We start from the raw sequence: 18,911 nt of genomic DNA, 5'->3' as shown, positions 1-18,911 counted from the left end.
GGGCGCGGTGCGGCGAGGCCATGCGGCAGCAACGCGAGGAGACGGTTCAGTGAGCGGGATCACGACGTCGGGTGAGAAGAAGCTTCGGCTCTTCTCCGGCCGTGCCCACACCCAGCTGGCGGAGGAGGTGGCCCAGGAGCTCGGTACCGAACTGGTCCCCACCAAGGCCCTCGACTTCGCCAACGGTGAGATCTACGTCCGCTTCCTGGATTCCGCCCGGGGGGCGGACTGCTTCGTGATGCAGAGCCACACGGCTCCGATCAACCAGTGGATCATGGAGCAGCTGATCATGATCGACGCGCTGAAGCGGGCCTCGGCCCGCTCCATCACGGCGATCCTCCCGTTCTACGGCTACGCCCGTCAGGACAAGAAGCACCTCGGCCGCGAGCCCATCTCGGCCCGGCTGGTCGCCGACCTGCTGCGCACCGCCGGTGCCGACCGCCTGATGGCGGTGGACCTGCACACCGCGCAGATCCAGGGCTTCTTCGACGGCCCGGTGGACCACCTGTTCGCCCTGCCGATGCTGGCCGACTACGTCGGCGACCGGGTCAGCGACCGCTCCAAGCTGACCATCGTCTCCCCGGACGCCGGCCGCGTGAAGGTCGCCGACCAGTGGTGCGACCGGCTGGGCGCCCCGCTGGCCGTCATCCACAAGCGCCGTGACCTGACCCAGGCCAACACCATCCTGTCGGCCCAGGTCGTCGGTGACGTCAAGGACCGGATCTGCGTCCTGGTCGACGACATGATCGACACGGCCGGCACCATCTGCGCCGCCGCCGACGCGCTCTTCGACAACGGCGCCGCCGACGTCATCGTGGCCGCCACCCACGGCGTGCTCTCCGGCCCGGCCGCCGACCGCCTGAAGAACTCCCGGGTGAGCGAGTTCGTCTTCACCAACACCCTGCCCACCCCGCAGGAGCTCCAGATGGACAAGGTGACCACCCTCTCGATCGCCCCCTCGATCGCCGCCGCGATCAAGGAGGTCTTCGAGGACGGTTCGGTCACCAGCCTGTTCGAGGGCGTCCACTGATCCCGGAGAAACGTCCCTGCTGACGACTCGTCAGCGACAATCGGCCCCCCACCGTTCACGGTGGGGGGCCGATTTCACGGTTGACGAGCTGTCCGGTTAGACTCATGAGAACTGCTCGGCGAGGGATGCTGTGCGCCAAAACGGTGCCGCGTCCGTGATCGACGCGCTGACCTCACGGTCCGTCGTCTCCGCCGCCGAGCGAACCCCCAGCGTATTTGTGGGTGTGGCTTCGGCGGTTTTCGCTTGTCTGCACCCGGACCTTCATGAGGAGCAGACGTGTCCGAGATCCGCCTTGCCGCCGAGTCCCGCACCGAGTTCGGCAAGGGTGCCGCCCGTCGCGCCCGTCGCGCCGGCTTCGTCCCCGGTGTCGTCTACGGCCACGGCCTCGCCCCGGTTCACCTGAACCTGCCCGGCCACGACCTGATGATGGCCCTCAAGACCCCGAACGCCCTGCTGGTCGTCCCGATCGACGGCAAGGACGAGTACGTCCTGCCGAAGGCCGTCCAGCGCGAGGCCATCAAGCGCTCGATCGAGCACGTCGACCTGCTGCTGGTGAAGCGCGGCGAGACCGTCACCGTCGAGATCCCGGTCCACACCGAGGGTGAGCTGGCCGCCGGTGGCAACCTGCTCGAGCACGTGCTGAACTCCCTCCCGGTCGAGGCCGAGGCCACCCACCTGCCCGAGTCGGTCACCGTCTCGATCGCGGGCCTGGAGGCCGGTGCCTCGATCACCGCCGGTGAGATCGAGCTGCCCAAGGGCACCAAGCTCGCCGTCGACGCCGACACCGTCGTGCTCCAGGTCATCGGCGCCCAGGCCTCGCAGGCCGACGCCGACGCCGAGGCCGCCGCCGAGGCGTCCGCCTGAGTCGCACCCCGCGTCTGACCGCTGCCCCGGTCACTCCGTTCGGAGTGACCGGGGCAGCGGTGTGTCCGGGATGATGGCCGAAGCGAATCAGGAGGAGCGGTACATGAACGACTACGACGGTCCGTGGCTGGTCGTGGGCCTCGGCAACCCGGGGGAGCAGTACGCCCGGAACCGGCACAACATCGGCTTCATGGTGGCCGACCTGCTGGCCCAGCGGATGGGTGCCCGGTTCAAGGCGCACAAGAGCCGGGCACAGACCGCCGAGGGGCGGATCGGCGGCCGGCGGGTGGTGCTGGCCAAGCCGATGACCTTCATGAACCTCTCCGGCGGGCCGGTCACCGCGCTGCGGGACTTCTACAAGGTGCCCACCGGTGCGGTGGTGGCGGTCCACGACGAGCTGGACATCGACTACGCCACCCTGCGGCTCAAGCTCGGCGGCGGCGACAACGGGCACAACGGCCTGAAGTCCATCACCAAGTCGCTCGGTCCGGACTACCACCGGATCCGCTGCGGCATCGGCCGGCCGCCGGGCCGGATGGAGGTGGCGGACTTCGTGCTCAAGGACTTCTCGTCCACCGAGCGCAAGGAGCTGGACTGGTTCGTGGACCGTTCCGCCGACGCGGTGGAGGCGCTGCTGACGGAGGGTCTGGAGCGCGCCCAGTCCACCTACAACTCCTGACGGTCCGTCAAGAGGCGGGCCTGGTTTGCGCAACGGTCGTACAACGCTTGCTTGATCGTTCCGAAAACGGTGTGGGAACGACCCGTCCGATCCGATAGCGTCGACCTGTGCACAGGGTTGAGGGGTCGGTACAGGGGGTAAGGGTCGTGGTTCGGTCGAAGCGGGTCCGGGTCGGTCGACTGGTCGGCGGGACGGCACTGCTGGTCACCGCGCTGAGCGCGCCGCTGGCGCAGGCGGCCGAGCCGGCCGGGAGCCCGGTGGCGACGCCCGAGCCCGCCGCGGCCCAGTTCCCCGGGCCGAACGACGTCGACCTGGAGGGCAGCTCCGGGCTGTACGCGGTTGGCGGCGGCCTGGTGGTCGCGGCCGGCGGTGCCGCGATGTGGCTGCGGCGCCGCAGGGCCGGGCAGCCGACCGTCCACTGAGCCGGCGGTCCACCGAAACGCCGCGAGGGCGGCCCGGGAAGTCCCGGGCCGCCCTCGCGTTCTGACCCTCCGTCAGCCGGTGTTGCGCAGGCCGGCGGCGATGCCGTTGACGGTCAGCAGCAGCGCGCGGGCGCGCAGCGGGTCCTCGTCGCGGCCCTGGGCGACCAGCTCGCGCTGGCGGCGGAGCAGGGCGACCTGGAGGTAGGAGATCGGGTCGAGGTAGGCGTCGCGGACCTGGAAGGTCTGCTTCAACACCTCGTTGTGCTCCAGGAGTTCGCCCTCACCGGTGAGGCGGAGCACCTCCCGCAGGGTCAGCTCGTGCTCGGCCACGATCTGGTCGAACACGTGGCGCAGCTCGGCCGGGACGAGCTGCTCGACGTAGTGCCGGGCGATCCGCAGGTCGGTCTTGGCCAGCGTCATGGCGACGTTGGACAGGAAGTTGCGGAAGAAGTGCCACTGGCCGTGCATCTCGTCCAGCACGTCGCCCAGGCCCGCCTCGCGGGCGGCGGCCAGGCCGGAGCCGACGCCGTACCAGCCGGGCACGATCTGCCGGGACTGGGTCCAGCCGAACACCCACGGGATGGCCCGCAGGCCGTCCAGGCCGGCGCCGGAGTCGGGGCGGCGGGACGGGCGGGAGCCCAGGTGCAGGGAGGCCAGCTGGTCGACCGGGGTGGCCGCGAAGAAGTACTTCGGCAGGTCCTCCTGCTCGACCAGGGCGCGGTACGCGGTGTGCGCGGCCTCGGAGACCTGGTCCATCGCGGCGTCCCAGCGGGCCAGCTCCTCGGGGGCCTGGCGCGGGGAGGTGTGCAGGGCGGAGGCGGCCAGGGTGGCCGAGATGGTCAGCTCCAGGTTCTCCCGGGCGAGGGAGGGGAGCAGGTACTTGTCGGAGATGACCTCGCCCTGCTCGGTCACCTTGATCTCGCCCTCCAGGGTGCCCCAGGGCTGGGCCAGGATGGCCTCGTGCGAGGGGCCGCCGCCGCGGCCGACGGTGCCGCCGCGGCCGTGAAAGAGGCGCAGCCGGATGCCGTAGCGGTGGGCCACGTCGCGCAGCCGGCGCTGGGCGCGGTGGATCTCCCACTGGGAGGTGGTGATGCCGCCGAACTTGGAGGAGTCCGAGTACCCGAGCATGACCTCCTGGACGTCGCCGCGGAGCGAGACCAGCAGGCGGTAGGAGGGGTCGGAGAGCATCTCGTCGAGGATTCGGTCGGCCTGCTGGAGCTCGTCGGTGGTCTCCAGCAGCGGCACGATGCCGATGGTGGCGATCCCGGCGTGCAGGTCGATCAGACCGGCCTCGCGGGCCAGCACGGTGGCGGCGAAGACGTCGTCGGCGCCCTGGCACATGGAGATGATGTAGCTCTCCACGATCTCGTCGCCGAAGCGCTCGAAGCCCTCGCGGATGGTGTTGAAGACGCCCAGGGTCTTGGTCCCGGCCGGGTCCAGCGGGGCCGGGGTGGGGGCCAGCGGGCGGCGGGAGCGGAGCTCCTTGGCGAGCAGCTTCTGGCGGTACTCGCGCGGCATGTCGGCGTAGCGCCAGGCCTCCTCGCCGAGCCGGTCGAAGAGCTGGCCGAGGGCGTGGTGGTGGGCCTCGGCGTGCTCGCGGACGTCCATGGTGGCGAGCTGGAGACCGAAGGCCTCGACGGTGCGGATGGCGCGGGCCAGCCGGCCGTCGGCGATCAGGCCGCCGCGGTGGGCGCGCAGCGAGTCTTGGATGAGCTTGAGGTCGGCGACCAGCTCGCGGGTGCCGAGGTAGTCGCGGCCCGGGACGTGCGGGGTGCCGGCGGCCAGGCGCTCGCGGGTGTTCTCCAGCTTGAGCCGGACGCAGGTGGCCTTGAGCCGGTACGGCTCCTCGGCGTTCATCCGCTTGTAGCGGGGGCTCAGCTCGGGCAGCACCCGCAGGTCGGCGTCGAGCGAGGCGAGCAGCTCCTCCGAGGCGCCGGCGAGCCGGACCGAGGTGGAGAGCGAGCTGCGCAGGTCGTCGACGGCGGCCAGGGCGTCCTTGATGCCGTACTCGTGCTGGAGGTTGAGCACGTCCCAGGTGACGGCCGGGGTGACGTTCGGGTTGCCGTCGCGGTCGCCGCCGATCCAGGTGCCGAAGGTCAGCGGGCGGACGCCCTCGGGGAGGGAGAGGCCGACCCGGGCCAGCTCCTCGTGCAGCTCCTCCAGCACCTCGGGGACGGCCTCGCGGTAGAGCTCGTCCAGGTAGTAGACGGCGTTGCGGGCCTCGTCGGTGGGCTCGGGGCGGGCGATCCGGAGCTCGTCGGTCTGCCAGAGCAGGTCGATCACCTCGGCCAGCCGGCGGTCGGCCTGGCGCTTGGCCGAGCTCTGCCGGACCGGGTCGGTGCCGGAGGCGGCCCGCTCGGCGTGGATGCGCTCCAGCAGCTCGCCGATCCGGCGCAGCTTGTTGAGCACCGAGCGGCGGGCGGCCTCGGTCGGGTGCGCGGTGAAGACCGGGCGGACCGCCAGGTTGGCCAGGGTGTCCGCCAGGTGCTTGGGGTCCGCCTCGGCCAGCTGGTCGGCGGTCTGCGCCAGCAGCGAGCCCTCCTTGGCCCGGCGGGTGGCGAACTCGCGGCCTCGGTGCACCTGCTCGGTGACGTTGGCCAGATGGAAGTAGGTGGAGAAGGCCCGGACCAGCTTGGCGGCGGTCTCCAGGTCGATCCCGGAGAGCAGCTCGGCGGTGGCCTCGCCGTCGGTGCGGCTGAGCAGGCGTACCTGTTCGACCAGACCGAGCAGTTCGGGGCCCTCCTGGCGGACCAGGGTCTCGCCCAGCAGGTCGCCCAGGCGACGGATGTCCGCGCGCAGGGCGGCGTTGTCGGCGATCGGATTCGGGTTCTCCGCCGAGGTGGGGACCGGAGCGGTCACGGCTGGCTCCCTGTGGTGGTGGGGGGTTCGGCAACGGCTCGCGCGGACCTCGCTGTCCGACGCGACCAGCATAGGTGGCACCCGGTGCCGTCTCACCCGGGTAACCGAATGCCGGACACTGCGGGTCCTGGGACGGGTTGCCTCCGGCCGGGTCCGGCCGTTGTCCCGAGGGGATGGTTGGTGTCCGCACGTGCCCCGACCGTACGGAGCGGGTCCGACCTTGTCAGGTCGCCCCGCTGGCGGGCCGTTACTCGGGTGCCCGGCGTCTGGGCGCTGCCATAGGCTGAGCGGCATGAGCAACTCGCCGGACGGGGGCGGGCCGGGCCGATCACTCTGGTGGTGGGGGCGGCGCCGCAGCGTGGTGCTGGATGTCGGGCTGGCCGTGTTGGCCGCCCTGGAGTGTGCCGCCGGGGCCTTCACCACGGCGGAGCAGAAGTTCGGCTGGTCCACGCCGCTGGCGGTGGCCACCGCGGTGGTGGGCGCGCTCTGCGGGGCCTCGCTGGTGGTGCGGCGGCGCTGGCCGGCCGTGCCGGTGGTGCTGGCGCTGCTGTTCGTGCCGGGGTCCTTCGGCGTGGTGCTGCTGGTGGTGTCGCTGTACACCCTGGCGGCCACCTGGGAGTGGCCGTCCAGACGGGGGCGGGTGATATCCCTGTCCGCGCTGGCCTTCGCGGAGACCGTCGCGGTGGTGCTGTTCGGCATGTTCGAGCCGGCGCCGCCGGACGAGACGACCCCGCCGGTCTGGGTGCTGGTGCTGATCGCGGTGCTGGTCTCGGTCGGCGTGACGGTGCCGCCGGTGGTGACCGGCCTCTACCTGGGGGCCCGGCGGCGGCTGGTGGAGAGCCTCAAGGACCGGGCGCACGGCCTGGAGACCGAGCTCGACCTGCTGGCCGAGCAGGCCCAGGAGCGCGCCCGCCGGGCCCGGCTGGAGGAGCGCACCCGGATCGCCCGGGAGATGCACGACGTGGTGGCGCACCGGGTCTCCCTGATGGTGGTGCACGCCGGGGCGCTGGAGCGGATCGTCGCCAAGGACCCGGAGAAGGCGCAGCAGAGCGCCAAGCTGATGGGCGAGGTCGGGCGGCAGGCGCTGAACGAGCTGCGCGAGATCCTCGGGGTGCTGCGGATGTCCGAGGAGCGCGTCGGCGCGGGGGACGACCTGGCCGGGCTGCCCGGGCTGGTCGAGCAGTCGGAGGCGGCCGGGATGCTGGTCACCCTGACGGTGAGCGGCAGCCGGCTGCCGTACGGCACCGAGGCGGAGCGGACCGCGTACCGGGTGGTGCAGGAGGGGCTCACCAACGCCCACAAGCACGCCGGCGGGGCCAGGGTCACGGTGCTGCTGGCGTACGTGCCCAACGGGGTGCGGGTCGTGGTGCTGAACGAGTGCCCGGGCGGGGCGGCCAAGCGGGCCGGGCTGCCCAGCGGGGGGAACGGGCTGGTCGGGATGGAGGAGCGGGTGCTGGCCCTGGGCGGCACCTTCGCCGCCGGGCCGGAGGCGGACGGCGGCTTCCGGGTCGAGGCGCTGCTCCCGTCACGCCTCGCGGTGCAGGACAGCAGACTGGCGTAGCAGCCGCTCGACCGGCGGCCGCACCAGCGGGCGCAGCAGCCGGACGGTGACCGGCAGGGCGAGCAGGACGGCGAGGCCGAGCGCGAAGGCGCCGTACAGCGGCAGCGCCGTCCAGGCGTGCCGCAGCACCCGGGCGTGGTAGACCCCGCTCGCCTGGAGGGCCTTCAGCGGCAGTCCGTGCAGCAGGTAGACGTAGAGCGAGGCGGCGCCCAGCGAGGTCCAGCGCAGCCGCCGGGCCGGGACCACGGCCAGGAACGAGGCGGCGGCCAGCAGCGAGAGCAGCCCCAGGCCGATCCTGACGGCCAGCCAGACCGGGTAGCCGACCCGGAGCTGGGCGGCGGTGCCGGTGTACTCCAGCCAGCCGCTGTCCAGCAGGTACGGGTGGGCCGCCCAGACCACCGCGAAGGTGAGCAGCAGGCCGAACGGGGCCAGCCGGCGGACCGCCTGACGGTGCAGCAGCTCGAAGTGGCCGGGCCGCAGCACCAGGCCGAGCACGAACCAGGGCAGGAAGCCCAGGGTGCGCCCGAGCGCCAGCTCGGCCGGGAAGGCGTGCAGCGCGCCGGAGCCGAGGGCGATCAGTACCGCCACCGGCAGCGGGTGGCGCAGCGCCGTCCAGAGCGGGACGCTGAGCCGCCAGAGCAGCAGCGAGAGCAGGAACCAGGTGAGCCAGCGCGGCTCCAGCAGGGGTATCGGCTCGAGCTTCCGCTCCAGCACCATGCCGACCACGTTGTAGAGCACCTGGAAGACCAGGTACGGCACCACCAGCTGGGCGATCAGCCGGGCGCCGTCCACCTGGGGGCGGCCGGGGCGGGGCCGCGCGAAGTAGCCGCACAGGGTGATGAAGACCGGCATGGCGAAGGCGGCGACGGTGAGCACCACGGCGCCGACCGTCCGGTCGGCGGCCAGCAGCGGCATCCAGGTGTGGGCGCAGACCACCAGCGCGACCGCCGCGAACTTGGCGTTGTCGAAGAGTGGCTGACGTTCCACCGGGCCCCCTGGTGCAGATGTGTGGGGAAAGTGTGGTGGCTGCGGTGCACTCGTGGGAAGGGATCGGCGGAAGTGGCACGTGCCGACGGATGGTGTCGGACCGTCAGGGGAGCAGCCGCTCGGGCCGCAGGCCGAGCACCAGGGCGCCGACCGCCTGGTCCACCGAGCGGCCCAGGTACCACTCGCCGGCGTGGTCCAGGCTGTACACCCGGCCGTCCTCGTCCAGGGCCAGCAGCGCCTGCCCGTACGACTCCTCGCCCAGCGGGGCGACCCGGCGGCCGAGCGCCCGGCCCAGGTCGGCCAGGGTGCGCGGCTGGTGCAGACCGCAGCGCGGGTCGAGCAGGAAGGGGGTCCGGGCGATCTCCCGCCCGGCCCCGGAGAGGTCGAAGGCCAGGCCGCCGAACTCGGCCCAGGCCTCGATCGCGGCCGGGAAGACCGAGTGCTGCACACCCTGCGGATCGCCGTGCGCGACCAGCGCGTCGGCCCACTCCTCGGCCTGCCGGATCTGCCAGCGGCCGGGGTGCCAGCCGGCCTGCTTGAGCTCGGCGGCCACGTCGGCGGGGAAGCGGGGCTGGGTGCGGACGGCGGAGTTCAGTGCGGGCTCCAGACTGACGGGACGTGGGGACTCACGGGGCGGTCGGGCCGACGGCCACGCTGGCCACCTGGAAGTGGGCCAGCAGCGGCTCGCAGGACCGGCAGGGCGGCGCGTGCGTGCCGTGCGCCGGATCGCCCTCCTCGCGGATCCGGACGGTGGTGAGCCGGGAGCCCTTGAGTGCCTTGCGGGCCTCGGGCAGGCCGAGCGGCTTGCGCGCGGACCGCTTGGAGCGGTTGGCGTCCACCTCGGTCAGGTACCGGGAGAGCAGCACCGCCTCCGGGCAGCGCCCGAGGAAGCGCTCGCGCTGGTCCAGCGGCAGCCCGTCCAGGAACTCCCCGACCAGCGGGTGCAGTTCGGGCAGTTCGTCCGGCTTGTGCCCGGCCAGGGTGTGCACGGTGCCGTTCTTCAGCGAGAGCGCGGCGGCCACCGCGGGCAGCAGGCTGTCACGGTGGTGGCGCAGCGTCGGGGCCTGATCGGACTGCTCCATGACTGCTCCTCACCTGGCCGTCCGCCCCTCGGCGGGTGGCGCCCCGGTGCGCCACACAGCCCCCAAGACTGCCAAATGCCGCCGACAGAGCGGACGCCGGGGGGTGCGCGCCCCGCCACGCTTCACCATTCCCACACGGTTTCCCGATTCGGCCCCCGAGCGCCGATGGCAGCCGATAGCGTTCCGCACCAGGGCCGGGCCGCCGTCCGCAGGGTGATCGGTGAGCGGCCACGACGAGTGCCCTCGGACTGTCGGGCAAGGGGGGTCTTGCGATGACGAACTCAGCAGGCCAGGAGGCGCACGAGGCGCCGGGCGAGCATGTGGAGACGCCGGGCGTTCCCGGACCTCGGACGGCCGAGCGGATCGGCATGGCCGTGATCGGCGCGGGGTACTGGGGGCCGAACCTGGTCCGCAACGCCCAGCAGACCGCCGCCATGCGGCTGCACTGGCTGTGCGACCTGGACGGGGCCAAGTCCCGCCGGGTCCTGGGCGACTACAGCACGGTGCGGCCCACCACCTCCTTCGAGGAGGTGCTGGAGGACGAGCGGGTGCACGCGGTGGCCATCGCCACCCCGGCCGCCGGCCACTACAAGCTGGTGCGGGCCGCCCTGGAGGCGGGCAAGCACGTGCTGGTGGAGAAGCCGATCACCACCTCGGTCGAGGAGGCCGCCGAGCTCTGCGAGCTGGCCGAGGCCCGCGGCCTGGTGCTGATGACCGATCACACCTTCTGCTACACCCCGGTGGTGCGCCGGATCCGTGAGCTGGTGCACGGCGGCGAGATCGGGGACGTGCAGTTCTTCGACTCGGTGCGGATCAACCTCGGGCTGGTCCAGCCGGACGTGGACGTGCTCTGGGACCTCGCCCCGCACGACCTCTCCATCCTCGACTTCGTGCTGCCCCCGGGCGTCGAGCCGGTCGGCGTGAGCGCCCAGGGCGCCGACCCGATCGGCGCGGGCCGGGCCTGCGTCGCCTACCTGACGGTGCGTCTGTCCAACGGCGCGCTGGCCCACTGCCACGTCAACTGGCTCTCGCCGACCAAGGTCCGCACCACCATGATCGGCGGCTCCCGCCGCACCCTGGTCTGGGACGACCTCAACCCGCAGGCCCGCCTCGCCGTGCACGACCGCGGCGTGGACCTCACCCCGCCGGACGAGCTCACCGACGCCATCCGGCACCAGGCGCAGATCTCCTACCGGGTCGGCGAGATGGTCGCGCCCGCGCTGGTCGAGCAGGAGGCCCTGCGCAACGTGATGGCCGAGTTCGCGGCCGCCATCACCGAGGGCCGGGCCCCGCTCACCGACGGCCGCTCCGGCCTGCGGGTCCTCAGACTGCTGCACGCCGCCTCGCGCAGCCTGGAACTCGGCGGCGCCACCGTGCCGGTGAACGCCTCCTCCGACGACGTAGAACTGATCACCGCACAGGAGAGGGCCACCGCCCGATGAACGCCGTACCGATCGAGGGTTCCCGCTGCCTGGTCACCGGAGGTGCCGGCACCATCGGCTCCACCGTGGTCGACCAGCTGATCGCCGCCGGGGCCCGCGAGGTCGTGGTCCTGGACAACTTCGTCCGCGGCCGGATGGCCAACCTGGCGGACGCCGAGGCCGCCGCCGCCCCGGGCCAACTGCGGGTGGTGGACGGCGACATCCGGGACCGGGCGCTGCTGCGGGAGCTGCTGGGTGACGACACCGACCTGCTGTTCCACCTGGCCGCGATCCGGATCACCCAGTGCGCGACCGAGCCGCGGCTGGCGCTGGAGATCATGGTGGACGGGACCTTCGACGTGGTCGAGGCCGCGGCGGAGTGCGGCGTGAAGAAGGTCGTGGCCTCGTCGACCGCCTCGGTGTACGGGCTCGCGGACGTCTTCCCGACGCCGGAGACCCAGCACCCCTACAACAACGACACCCTGTACGGGGCGGCCAAGGTCTTCAACGAGGGCCTGCTGCGGTCCTTCCACGCGATGTACGGGCTGGACTACGTCGCGCTCCGGTACTTCAACGTGTACGGCCCCCGGATGGACGTGCACGGCAAGTACACCGAGGTCTTCATCCGCTGGATGGAGCGGATCACCGCCGGGCAGCCCCCGCTGATCTTCGGCGACGGCGCCCAGACCATGGACTTCGTCTACACCGAGGACATCGCCCGGGCCAACCTGCTCGCGGCGGCGGCCCCGGTGACGGACCGGGTCTACAACATCGCCTCGGCCTCGGAGGTCTCGCTGCGCGGGCTGGCGGACGCGCTGTTGGCGGCGATGGACTCGGAGTTGGACGTCGAGCACGGGCCGGAGCGGGAGACCGCGGGCGGTGTGACGCGGCGTCTGGCGGACATCTCGGCGGCCGAGCGCGACCTGGGCTGGAAGCCGGAGCTCGGCCTGGAGGACGGCCTCCGCAAGCTCGTCACCTGGTGGACCGCGGCCCGATAGGGGCGCGAGGAACTGCGCGCCCAGCCGTCTTCCCGCCGTCAGACCGCGGCACCTGCAACTGAACCACTTCGAAGCGACCGAACGCGCGTGGCCTTCCGATTCGCGCAGTTCCTCGCGCCCCTGAGGGAGCTAACGTCCGTGTCCAGCATTCCCGTGATGATCCCCTGGCTCGGCGAAGAAGAAGCCCTGGCCGCCGCCGAAGCGGTGCGCTCGGGCTGGGTGGCCCAAGGGCCGAGGGTGGCCGAGTTCGAGCGGGCGTTCGCCGAGTACCTCGGCGTGCCGCACGCGGTCGCCGTCTCGTCCTGCACGACCGCCCTCCAACTGGCCCTGATCGGGGCCGGGGTGGGCCCGGGCGACGAGGTGGTGGTGCCGTCGTTCTCCTTCATCGCCACCGCCAACGCCGTCACCTACCTCGGTGCCACCCCGGTCTTCGCCGATGTGGAGATCTCCTCCGGGAACCTCATCCCGGAGACGGTCGAGCCGCTGCTCACCGACCGCACCAAGGCCGTGATCGTGGTGGACCAGGGCGGCGTCCCGGTGGACCTGCCCGCGATCGAGGCGCTGGTCGCGGGCCGCGGCATCACCGTGGTGGAGGACGCCGCCTGCGGCGCCGGCTCGCTGCTGAACGGCCGTCCGGTGGGCGGCGGCGCCGCCATCGCCGCGTACTCGTTCCACCCGCGCAAGCTGCTGACCACCGGCGAGGGCGGCATGGTGACCTGCCAGGACGGCGAACTCGCCGCCCGGCTGCGGCGGTTGCGCGAGCACGGGATGAGCGTCTCGGCGGCCGACCGGCACGCGGCCAGTGGCGGGGCCAGTGTGGTGGAGACGTACGACGAGGTCGGCTACAACTTCCGGATGACCGACATCCAGGCCGCGATCGGCCTGGTGCAGCTCGGCAAGCTGCCGGCGATGGTCGCCCGGCGCCGTGAACTGGCGGCCCGTTACCGGGAGTCGCTCGGACCGCTGGGGGAGCGGCTGGTGGCGGACCCGCCGCACGGCACGTCCAACTTCCAGGCGTGCTGGCTGCTGCTCCCCGAGGACGCCCCGGACCGCACCGAGGTGCTGGCCCGGCTGGCGGAGAAGGGGATCTCGGCCCGGCGCGGGATCATGGCGGCCCACCTGGAGCTCCCGTACAAGGGGGCGGCCCGGGTGGAGCTGCCCAACACCGAGCTGCTGACCAGCCGTTCGCTGATCCTGCCGCTCTACCACTCGCTGACCGAGGAGCAGCAGGACACCGTCGTCGCGGCCCTGCGGGAGATCGTCGGGTGACGGTGATCAGGCACCTCGGCCACGCGGGCTTCGTGGTCGAGCACGCCGGGCTGCGGATCCTGATCGACCCGTGGTTCCACCCGGCGTTCCTGGACGCCTGGTTCCCGTACCCCGACAACCGGCCGCTGCTGCCCGAGGTGGCCGGCGGCCGGTACGACTACCTGTACGTCTCGCACACCCACGAGGACCACTTCGACGAGCGGCTGCTGGCACAGCTCTCCCGCGAGGTCACGGTGCTGGTGCCCCGGTACCGTTCGCAGTCGCTGCGGCGCCGGCTGGCCCGGATGGGGTTCGGGGACCAGGTGCTGCTCGGCCACCGGGAGTCGCACCGGCTGGGGCCGGACGCGGTGGCCACCGTGTACCTGGACACCAGTCACAAGGAGGACAGCGGCCTGCTGCTGGACCTCGGCGGGTACCGCTTCCTGGACCTGAACGACTGCAACACCCCGATGTCCGAACTCCCCACCGGCATAGACCTGTTGGCGGCCCAGTACTCGGGGGCCATGTGGTACCCGAACGCCTACCGCTACCCGCCCGAGGAGATGGCCCGCAAGACCGCGGCCGTCCGGGCCGACCTGCTGGACACCCTGGTCCGCAAGGTCCGGCTGACCGGCGCCCGGGCCTATCTGCCCTCGGCCGGGCCGGCCTGCTTCCTCGACCCGGAGCTGGACCGGTTCAACGACCGGGGGGCGACCATCTTCCCGCACTGGGAGGACGTGGCCGGGGAGTTCGCCGCCGCCTGCCCCGGGGTCGAGGTGGTCCGCACCGCCCCCGGTGACACCGTCGAAGCCCCCTCCGGGCCCGGGAGTTGGGACACCGACCCGTCCGGCTACCTGGCCGCTTACCGGGAGCGCCGCCGGGACGAGTGGGAGGCGTACCACCGGGGCCCGGAGCCGGAGATCGGCGCGGCCGAGGTGGCCGGGCACTTCGACCGGCTGCAGCGGCTCAACCGCCCGCTGCTGGACGGCTACCGGCAGAGCATGCGGCTGGAGGCCGACGGCGCCGCCTGGGGCGTGGGCCTGGGCGAACTCGCCGAACGGGCCGAGCTGGAGGACGAGCCGGTCGACCCCGGCTACACCATCCTGGTCCCGCCCCGGGTGCTGCGGGCGGTGCTGGACGGCCGGGCCGGCTGGGAGGAGGCGCTGCTCTCCATGCGGCTCACCCTGCACCGCGATCCGGACGTCTTCGACCTCACCCTGCTCAGCCTGCTCCGCTACGGCCACCAACCGTCCCAGACACGGCAGTTGATCCGGGAGCGGGACGGGGCCGGGGGTGCCGTGGTGGAGCGGGACGGGCTGCGCTTCCAGCGGTACTGCCCGCACGCCGGGGAGGACCTGGCATACGCCGAGGTCGCCGGCGGCGTGATCGAATGCCCCCGCCACCACTGGCGGTGGGACGCCCGCACCGGCCGCTGCCTCTCCGGCGGGACCCTCCCGCTGCGCGTCGAGACCACCGAAGACCCTCTGCTCGAACCGACCCTGGAAGGGCCCGTCCGATGAACCCGATCCCGCTCGTGGACCTGCAAGCCGCCCACGCCGAGGTAGCCGAGGAGGTCCGGGAGGGCATCGACCGGGTGCTCGCCTCCGGCGCCTACGTGAAGGGGCCGGACGTGGCCGCCTTCGAGGCCGAGTACGCGGCCTACTCGGGCGTCGCCCACGCGATCGGCACCGCCAACGGCACCGACGCCATCGAGATCGCCCTGCGGGCGCTCGAACTCCCGCCCGGCGCCCGGGTGGTGATCCCCGCCAACACCTTCGTGGCCAGCGCCGAGGCGGTGGTCCGGGCCGGGCTGCGGCCGGTGCTGGTCGACGCCGACCCGGAGCACCTGCTGATCGACCCGGAGCGGGCGGCGCAGGTCGGGGCCGAGGCCTACCTGCCGGTCCACCTGAACGGACAGCTGGCGCCGGTCGAGCACGTCCTGGAGATCGCCGACGGCCGCCCGGTGGTGGAGGACGGCGCCCAGTCCCAGGGCGCCACCCGGCACGGCCGGGTCTCCGGCTCCTGGGGCGTGCTCGCCGCCACCAGCTTCTACCCCGGCAAGAATCTCGGCGCCTACGGCGACGCCGGCGCCGTGGTCACCGACTCGGCCGAACTCGCCGCCGCGGTACGGGAGATCGGCGACCACGGGTCCAGTCGCAAGTACGTCCACGAGCGGTTCGGCTTCACCTCGCGGCTGGACACCATCCAGGCCGTGGTGCTGCGGGCCAAGCTGCGGCGGCTCCCGGCCTGGAACGAGGCCCGGCGTGCCGCCGCCGCCCGCTACGACGCGCTGCTCGGCGAGCTGGCCGGGGTGACCCTGCCGAAGACCCTCCCGGGCAACGAGCACGTCTGGCACCTGTACGCCGTCCGGATCGCCGGGGGCCGCCGGGACGAGGTCCTCGCCACCCTCAACGCGGCCGGCATCGGCGCGGGCATCCACTACCCCGTCCCGGTCCACCTCCAGCCCGCCTTCCGCGACCTCGGCCACCGCGAGGGCGACTTCCCGGTCGCCGAGCAGGCCGCCCGCGAACTCCTCAGCCTCCCGCTCCACCCTCACCTGACGGAGGACCAGCAGACCCACGTCGCCGAGACCTTGGCCAAGGCCCTCTGACCCTGCGGGGCGCACCGGGCTGCGCCCCGCGGGGGCGCGAGGCTCTGCTGATGTGCGGCTCCGCCGCGGGGCGCGCAGGGGAACGGCAGCACGTGCGACTGGCTGATGTGCCCTCAGTCGCAGGTGAGCCGCCTTCCGACTCGCGCAGTTCCTCGCGCCCCTGGTGGCGCAGCCACGTGCGCCCCCTGGGGGTGTTAGTCGGGCAGCCTGATGTCCAGGCCCGCGAGGACCGCCGGGTCGGCGATGACCTCGATGCCGTCGACGGTGCCGTCCGGTGCGAAGGCGAACCGCAGGACGACGGTGAGGCGGCCGAACGGCGCCATCACCAGGCCGAGCGTGCCGTCCACCAGCGCCACCTCGGTCGCGCGGGCCCGCGCCATCGCGGCCATCGCGCCCTGTGCCACCGGAAGAGCCCCGGAGACGGTGACCGGCTCGGGCGTCGGGATGACCATGCGGTCGGCCCGGAGCACCACGTCCGGGTGGAGGAGGGCGAGCAGGGCGTCGAAGTCCCCGCCCCGGGTGGCGGCCAGGAAGGCGTCCACCATCTGCCGACGCCGCGTCAGGTCCGGGTCGGGGGCCGGGGCGGCGCCCCGCACGCGGCGCCTGGCCCGGCTGGCGAGCTGCCGCACCGCCGCCGGGGTCTTCTCCAGCATCGGGGCGATCTCGTCGAACGGGACCGCGAACATGTCGTGCAGCACGAAGGCCAGCCGCTCCGCGGGCGTCAGCGCGTCGAGCACCACCAGCAGGGCCAGGCCGACCGAGTCGGCGAGCAGCGCCTCCTCCTCCGGGTCGGCCCCGGAGCCGCGCTCCAGCGCCTGGTCGGGGCCTTCGGGCCCGTACTCCAGCGGGTCCTCGCGGCGGGTCCGCCGGGTGCGCAGCAGGTTGAGGCAGACCCGGCCGACCACGGTGGTGAGCCAGGCGGCGAGGTTCTGCACCTCGGAGATGTCGGCGGCGGCGGCCCGTAGCCAGGCCTCCTGCAGGGCGTCGTCGGCCTCGCTCAGCGAGCCGAGCATCCGGTAGGCGACCGCGCGCAGGTGCTCGCGTTCCTCCTCGAAGCACCGTACGAGGTCAAGTTGCCGGTCCATGGGTGTCGCGTCCCCCGTTCGCTCATGGGCATGTGGTCGCCGCGAACCTACCGGGCGCGGGTGGACGGCCGCCGTGACGGGGGACCTGTCGACGGTCCGTCAAGTCCGCTCGGACCCGGTTGATCGGGCCGGGAGTACCCATAGGCTGTGGGCAGCAATCCGTCGCAGCAGCCAGTGGGGGCACCCAGATGACGACAGGCCGGCCCGGAACCGCCGCGCCCAACGGGGCGTACGCGGGGCAGGTGGTGCAGTTTCCCGACCCGTTGAGGGCGGGGAAGTACCCGGCCGGGGTGCGGGTGGACGAGGACGGCCTGCCGGACTTCTCCCCGTACGCCGTGGCCGCCGCCGAGGTGGCCGACCCGCCGGATGGCTTCGGCGTGGACGAGATGCGGCTCACCGACTACGTCTCGGCCAACGCCGCCCTCTACACCCACGGCCACCAGCTCTGGGCCGACCTCCCCACCGCCGTGGCTACCCCGGCCGGCTGGACCTGGCACCACGTCAGGGGCGGCGCGCAGCCCGGCTGGCGGCGGATGGAGCTGGTGCCCGTCGAGGTGAAGGCGCTGCTGCGCCACCACGGCGGGCTGGCGCACTCCGGCGCGGACCACCACCGCCGGGGCACCCGCCCGCTCCAGGAACAGCGCCCGGCGCACTTCCCGCTCGCCCTGGACGGCGGCGACCCGCTGGCCGTCACCGAGGACCTGGCCCAGCGCGCCGAGCAGCGCCTCGGCCACCCGCTGCCGGACGCCTACCGCGACTTCCTCAAGCTGGCCGGCGGCCGCGCCCCGGTCGGCGTCGCGCTGGACGTGGGCCTCGGGCTGCTGGTGGACCAGCCGTTCCTGACCCTCAGTGAGGAGTACGGGGTCCAGGACCTGGTGTACGCCAACAAGTGCCTGCGCGACCACCTCACCAAGGACTACCTGGGCATCGCCTACCTCCAGGGCGGCCTGCTGGCCCTCAAGGTGCGCGGCGAGTCGGTCGGCACGGTCTGGTTCTGCCCGTACGACGACGCCCGGGACGCGGGCGATCCGGAGGAGACACCCGAGCAGCGGGTGGCCCGGCTGCTGCTGCCCTGCGGCGCGGACTTCGACGAGTTCCTGCTCCGGCTGGCGGGCAGCCCCCAGGAGTTGGAGACGGTGGCGGCGATGATGGTCGACGGCGGCTTCGCGCGCGCCGTCCCGGTGAGTACGGAAGGGGTGCGGCAGGCGTGGTGACGTACGCGCAGGCCCGCGAGACGGCCGAGGACTGGATCAACGCGGGGGTGCCGCGCTCGCGGCAACGCGAGGTCCGGGTGAGGGAGTTCGACCTGGGCTACGTCTGCTGGGCGGAGGAGGCCGCCGACACCCCGTCGGCCGACCCCGGTGCGGCCCCCGGCCCCCGGCTGGTGATCGCCCGCGAGAGCGGTGCCAGCACCCTGTGGCCCGCCCTCCCGGTCAACGAGGTGGTCGCCCGCTACGAGGCCGTCTACGGCACCCCGAGCGAGCCCAACCCGGCCGGTGCCGCCAAGCCCGCCCCGGGCCGGGTGGAGGCCACCTCCTTCCTGCTGAGCCCCCCGCAGTGGCTCCAGGAGGCGGGGGACGCGGCCATCGCCGCCGAACGTGCCCGCCTCGGCGGCGAGCCGGACACGGCGGGCACGGCTGCGGTTGCTGCGGCCGAGCCGGCGGAGGGTGCGACGCCGCCGGGGCCCGGTGCCCTGGCCGCCGACGCGGGCGTGGGCGCGGCGCTGCCCGAGCCCGGCGCGGCTGACGGACCGTCGGCTGATGGCGCTCGTGGTGGCGGTGGCGGCCTGGCGGAGCCGGACGGCGTGGACGCCGCGCCGGCCTTCGCCCTCGGCGCCCCGGAGCCGGACGCAGGACCGACCTTGTCGAAGCCCGCCGGCCAGGTCGCCGGCCAGGTCCCGGGCCCGGCGACGCCTCCGGCGGGTGTCCGGCCGGACGCCTTCCCGCCGCAGGGTGGGCCGGGTCCGTTCCCGCCGCCGCCCGGTGGTCCGTTCCCTGGTGGTCCGTCAGCGGGGATGCCGCCGCAGGCCCCCGGTGGCTTCCCGCCGCCGTACGGTGCCGCGCC

At 73.2% G+C, this 18,911-nt stretch carries 16 protein-coding genes and 1 pseudogene; 12 read left to right on the top strand and 5 right to left on the bottom strand.

The window, feature by feature from the left end; all coding sequences use genetic code 11:
• The first annotated feature begins 49 nt into the window (after positions 1-49).
• The 4 genes from ACZ6ZR_RS10305 (at position 50) to ACZ6ZR_RS10290 (ending at position 2,995) form a co-directional block, all read left to right on the top strand.
• The gene (locus tag ACZ6ZR_RS10305) at positions 50-1,030 is read left to right on the top strand and encodes a ribose-phosphate diphosphokinase (RefSeq protein WP_465641372.1); all 981 of its coding nucleotides are present in this window, start codon (positions 50-52) and stop codon (positions 1,028-1,030) included.
• 276 nt (positions 1,031-1,306) lie between these two features.
• A complete protein-coding gene (locus ACZ6ZR_RS10300) occupies positions 1,307-1,894 on the top strand; it encodes a 50S ribosomal protein L25/general stress protein Ctc (RefSeq protein ID WP_465641371.1) in 588 nt (195 codons plus the stop codon).
• Positions 1,895-1,997: 103 nt separating this feature from the next.
• On the top strand, positions 1,998-2,573 hold the full coding sequence (pth, locus tag ACZ6ZR_RS10295; RefSeq protein WP_465641370.1) for an aminoacyl-tRNA hydrolase: 576 nt from the start codon (positions 1,998-2,000) through the stop codon (positions 2,571-2,573).
• Positions 2,574-2,719: 146 nt separating this feature from the next.
• Positions 2,720-2,995 (top strand): hypothetical protein, encoded by a 276-nt coding sequence (locus ACZ6ZR_RS10290; RefSeq protein WP_465641368.1) that lies wholly within the window; start codon positions 2,720-2,722, stop codon positions 2,993-2,995.
• Positions 2,996-3,067: 72 nt separating this feature from the next.
• Here ACZ6ZR_RS10290 and ppc read toward each other — a convergent pair whose 3' ends face one another.
• A complete protein-coding gene (gene ppc, locus ACZ6ZR_RS10285; protein ID WP_465641366.1) occupies positions 3,068-5,926 on the bottom strand; it encodes a phosphoenolpyruvate carboxylase in 2,859 nt (952 codons plus the stop codon).
• Between the two features lie 220 nt (positions 5,927-6,146).
• Here ppc and ACZ6ZR_RS10280 point away from each other — a divergent pair, with 220 nt between their 5' ends.
• A complete protein-coding gene (locus ACZ6ZR_RS10280; protein ID WP_465641364.1) occupies positions 6,147-7,415 on the top strand; it encodes a sensor histidine kinase in 1,269 nt (422 codons plus the stop codon).
• Here the strand turns inward: ACZ6ZR_RS10280 and ACZ6ZR_RS10275 are convergent.
• From ACZ6ZR_RS10275 to ACZ6ZR_RS10265, 3 genes are all read right to left on the bottom strand, one after another.
• Entirely contained in the window at positions 7,380-8,402 is a 1,023-nt protein-coding gene (locus ACZ6ZR_RS10275; protein ID WP_465641363.1) for an acyltransferase family protein, read from the bottom strand. The genes ACZ6ZR_RS10280 and ACZ6ZR_RS10275 overlap by 36 nt on opposite strands.
• 103 nt (positions 8,403-8,505) lie before the next feature.
• Positions 8,506-9,009: an SUKH-3 domain-containing protein gene (locus ACZ6ZR_RS10270; protein ID WP_465641577.1), complete on the bottom strand. Its 504-nt coding sequence runs from the start codon at positions 9,007-9,009 to the stop codon at positions 8,506-8,508.
• 19 nt (positions 9,010-9,028) lie between these two features.
• A complete protein-coding gene (locus tag ACZ6ZR_RS10265) occupies positions 9,029-9,484 on the bottom strand; it encodes a YwqJ-related putative deaminase (RefSeq protein WP_465641362.1) in 456 nt (151 codons plus the stop codon).
• Between the two features lie 272 nt (positions 9,485-9,756).
• On the opposite strand from ACZ6ZR_RS10265, the gene ACZ6ZR_RS10260 reads away from it, so the two are divergent.
• From ACZ6ZR_RS10260 to ACZ6ZR_RS10240, 5 genes are all read left to right on the top strand, one after another.
• Positions 9,757-10,926 carry a Gfo/Idh/MocA family protein gene (locus ACZ6ZR_RS10260; RefSeq protein WP_465641360.1) on the top strand — a complete coding sequence of 390 codons (1,170 nt, stop codon included), beginning with the start codon at positions 9,757-9,759 and terminating at the stop codon, positions 10,924-10,926.
• On the top strand, positions 10,923-11,903 hold the full coding sequence (locus ACZ6ZR_RS10255) for an NAD-dependent epimerase/dehydratase family protein (RefSeq protein WP_465641358.1): 981 nt from the start codon (positions 10,923-10,925) through the stop codon (positions 11,901-11,903). The genes ACZ6ZR_RS10260 and ACZ6ZR_RS10255 overlap by 4 nt, the downstream gene beginning before the upstream one ends.
• A 138-nt stretch (positions 11,904-12,041) precedes the next feature.
• A complete protein-coding gene (locus ACZ6ZR_RS10250) occupies positions 12,042-13,172 on the top strand; it encodes a DegT/DnrJ/EryC1/StrS family aminotransferase (protein WP_465641357.1) in 1,131 nt (376 codons plus the stop codon).
• A complete protein-coding gene (locus ACZ6ZR_RS10245) occupies positions 13,169-14,671 on the top strand; it encodes an MBL fold metallo-hydrolase (protein ID WP_465641355.1) in 1,503 nt (500 codons plus the stop codon). Before ACZ6ZR_RS10250 ends, ACZ6ZR_RS10245 begins: the two co-directional genes overlap by 4 nt.
• Positions 14,668-15,762: a DegT/DnrJ/EryC1/StrS family aminotransferase gene (locus tag ACZ6ZR_RS10240; RefSeq protein ID WP_465641353.1), complete on the top strand. Its 1,095-nt coding sequence runs from the start codon at positions 14,668-14,670 to the stop codon at positions 15,760-15,762. Before ACZ6ZR_RS10245 ends, ACZ6ZR_RS10240 begins: the two co-directional genes overlap by 4 nt.
• A 194-nt stretch (positions 15,763-15,956) precedes the next feature.
• On the opposite strand, the gene ACZ6ZR_RS10235 is transcribed toward ACZ6ZR_RS10240, so the two are convergent.
• The gene (locus ACZ6ZR_RS10235; protein ID WP_465641351.1) at positions 15,957-16,847 is read right to left on the bottom strand and encodes a sigma-70 family RNA polymerase sigma factor; all 891 of its coding nucleotides are present in this window, start codon (positions 16,845-16,847) and stop codon (positions 15,957-15,959) included.
• A 188-nt stretch (positions 16,848-17,035) separates the two neighbouring features.
• Here ACZ6ZR_RS10235 and ACZ6ZR_RS10230 point away from each other — a divergent pair, with 188 nt between their 5' ends.
• On the top strand, positions 17,036-18,061 hold the full coding sequence (locus ACZ6ZR_RS10230) for an SMI1/KNR4 family protein (RefSeq protein ID WP_465641349.1): 1,026 nt from the start codon (positions 17,036-17,038) through the stop codon (positions 18,059-18,061).
• Positions 18,055-18,911 (top strand): annotated as a pseudogene (locus tag ACZ6ZR_RS10225) (SUKH-4 family immunity protein); the annotation flags it as partial. The gene ACZ6ZR_RS10230 and the pseudogene ACZ6ZR_RS10225, both read left to right, overlap by 7 nt.

This window comes from Kitasatospora sp. NPDC088742 (genome assembly GCF_055584905.1).
This window is presented reverse-complemented; position numbering and strand designations above follow the sequence as displayed.

What these genes read in the sequence shown, in the direction of transcription:
- pth (WP_465641370.1), top strand. Translation starts at nt 1,998, where the DNA reads ATGAACGACTACGACGGTCCGTGGCTGGTCGTGGGCCTCGGCAACCCG.
- ppc (WP_465641366.1), bottom strand. Translation starts at nt 5,926, where the DNA reads ATGCTGGTCGCGTCGGACAGCGAGGTCCGCGCGAGCCGTTGCCGAACC.
- ACZ6ZR_RS10280 (WP_465641364.1), top strand. Translation starts at nt 6,147, where the DNA reads ATGAGCAACTCGCCGGACGGGGGCGGGCCGGGCCGATCACTCTGGTGG.
- ACZ6ZR_RS10265 (WP_465641362.1), bottom strand. Translation starts at nt 9,484, where the DNA reads ATGGAGCAGTCCGATCAGGCCCCGACGCTGCGCCACCACCGTGACAGC.
- ACZ6ZR_RS10260 (WP_465641360.1), top strand. Translation starts at nt 9,757, where the DNA reads ATGACGAACTCAGCAGGCCAGGAGGCGCACGAGGCGCCGGGCGAGCAT.
- ACZ6ZR_RS10255 (WP_465641358.1), top strand. Translation starts at nt 10,923, where the DNA reads ATGAACGCCGTACCGATCGAGGGTTCCCGCTGCCTGGTCACCGGAGGT.
- ACZ6ZR_RS10240 (WP_465641353.1), top strand. Translation starts at nt 14,668, where the DNA reads ATGAACCCGATCCCGCTCGTGGACCTGCAAGCCGCCCACGCCGAGGTA.
- ACZ6ZR_RS10235 (WP_465641351.1), bottom strand. Translation starts at nt 16,847, where the DNA reads ATGGACCGGCAACTTGACCTCGTACGGTGCTTCGAGGAGGAACGCGAG.
- ACZ6ZR_RS10230 (WP_465641349.1), top strand. Translation starts at nt 17,036, where the DNA reads ATGACGACAGGCCGGCCCGGAACCGCCGCGCCCAACGGGGCGTACGCG.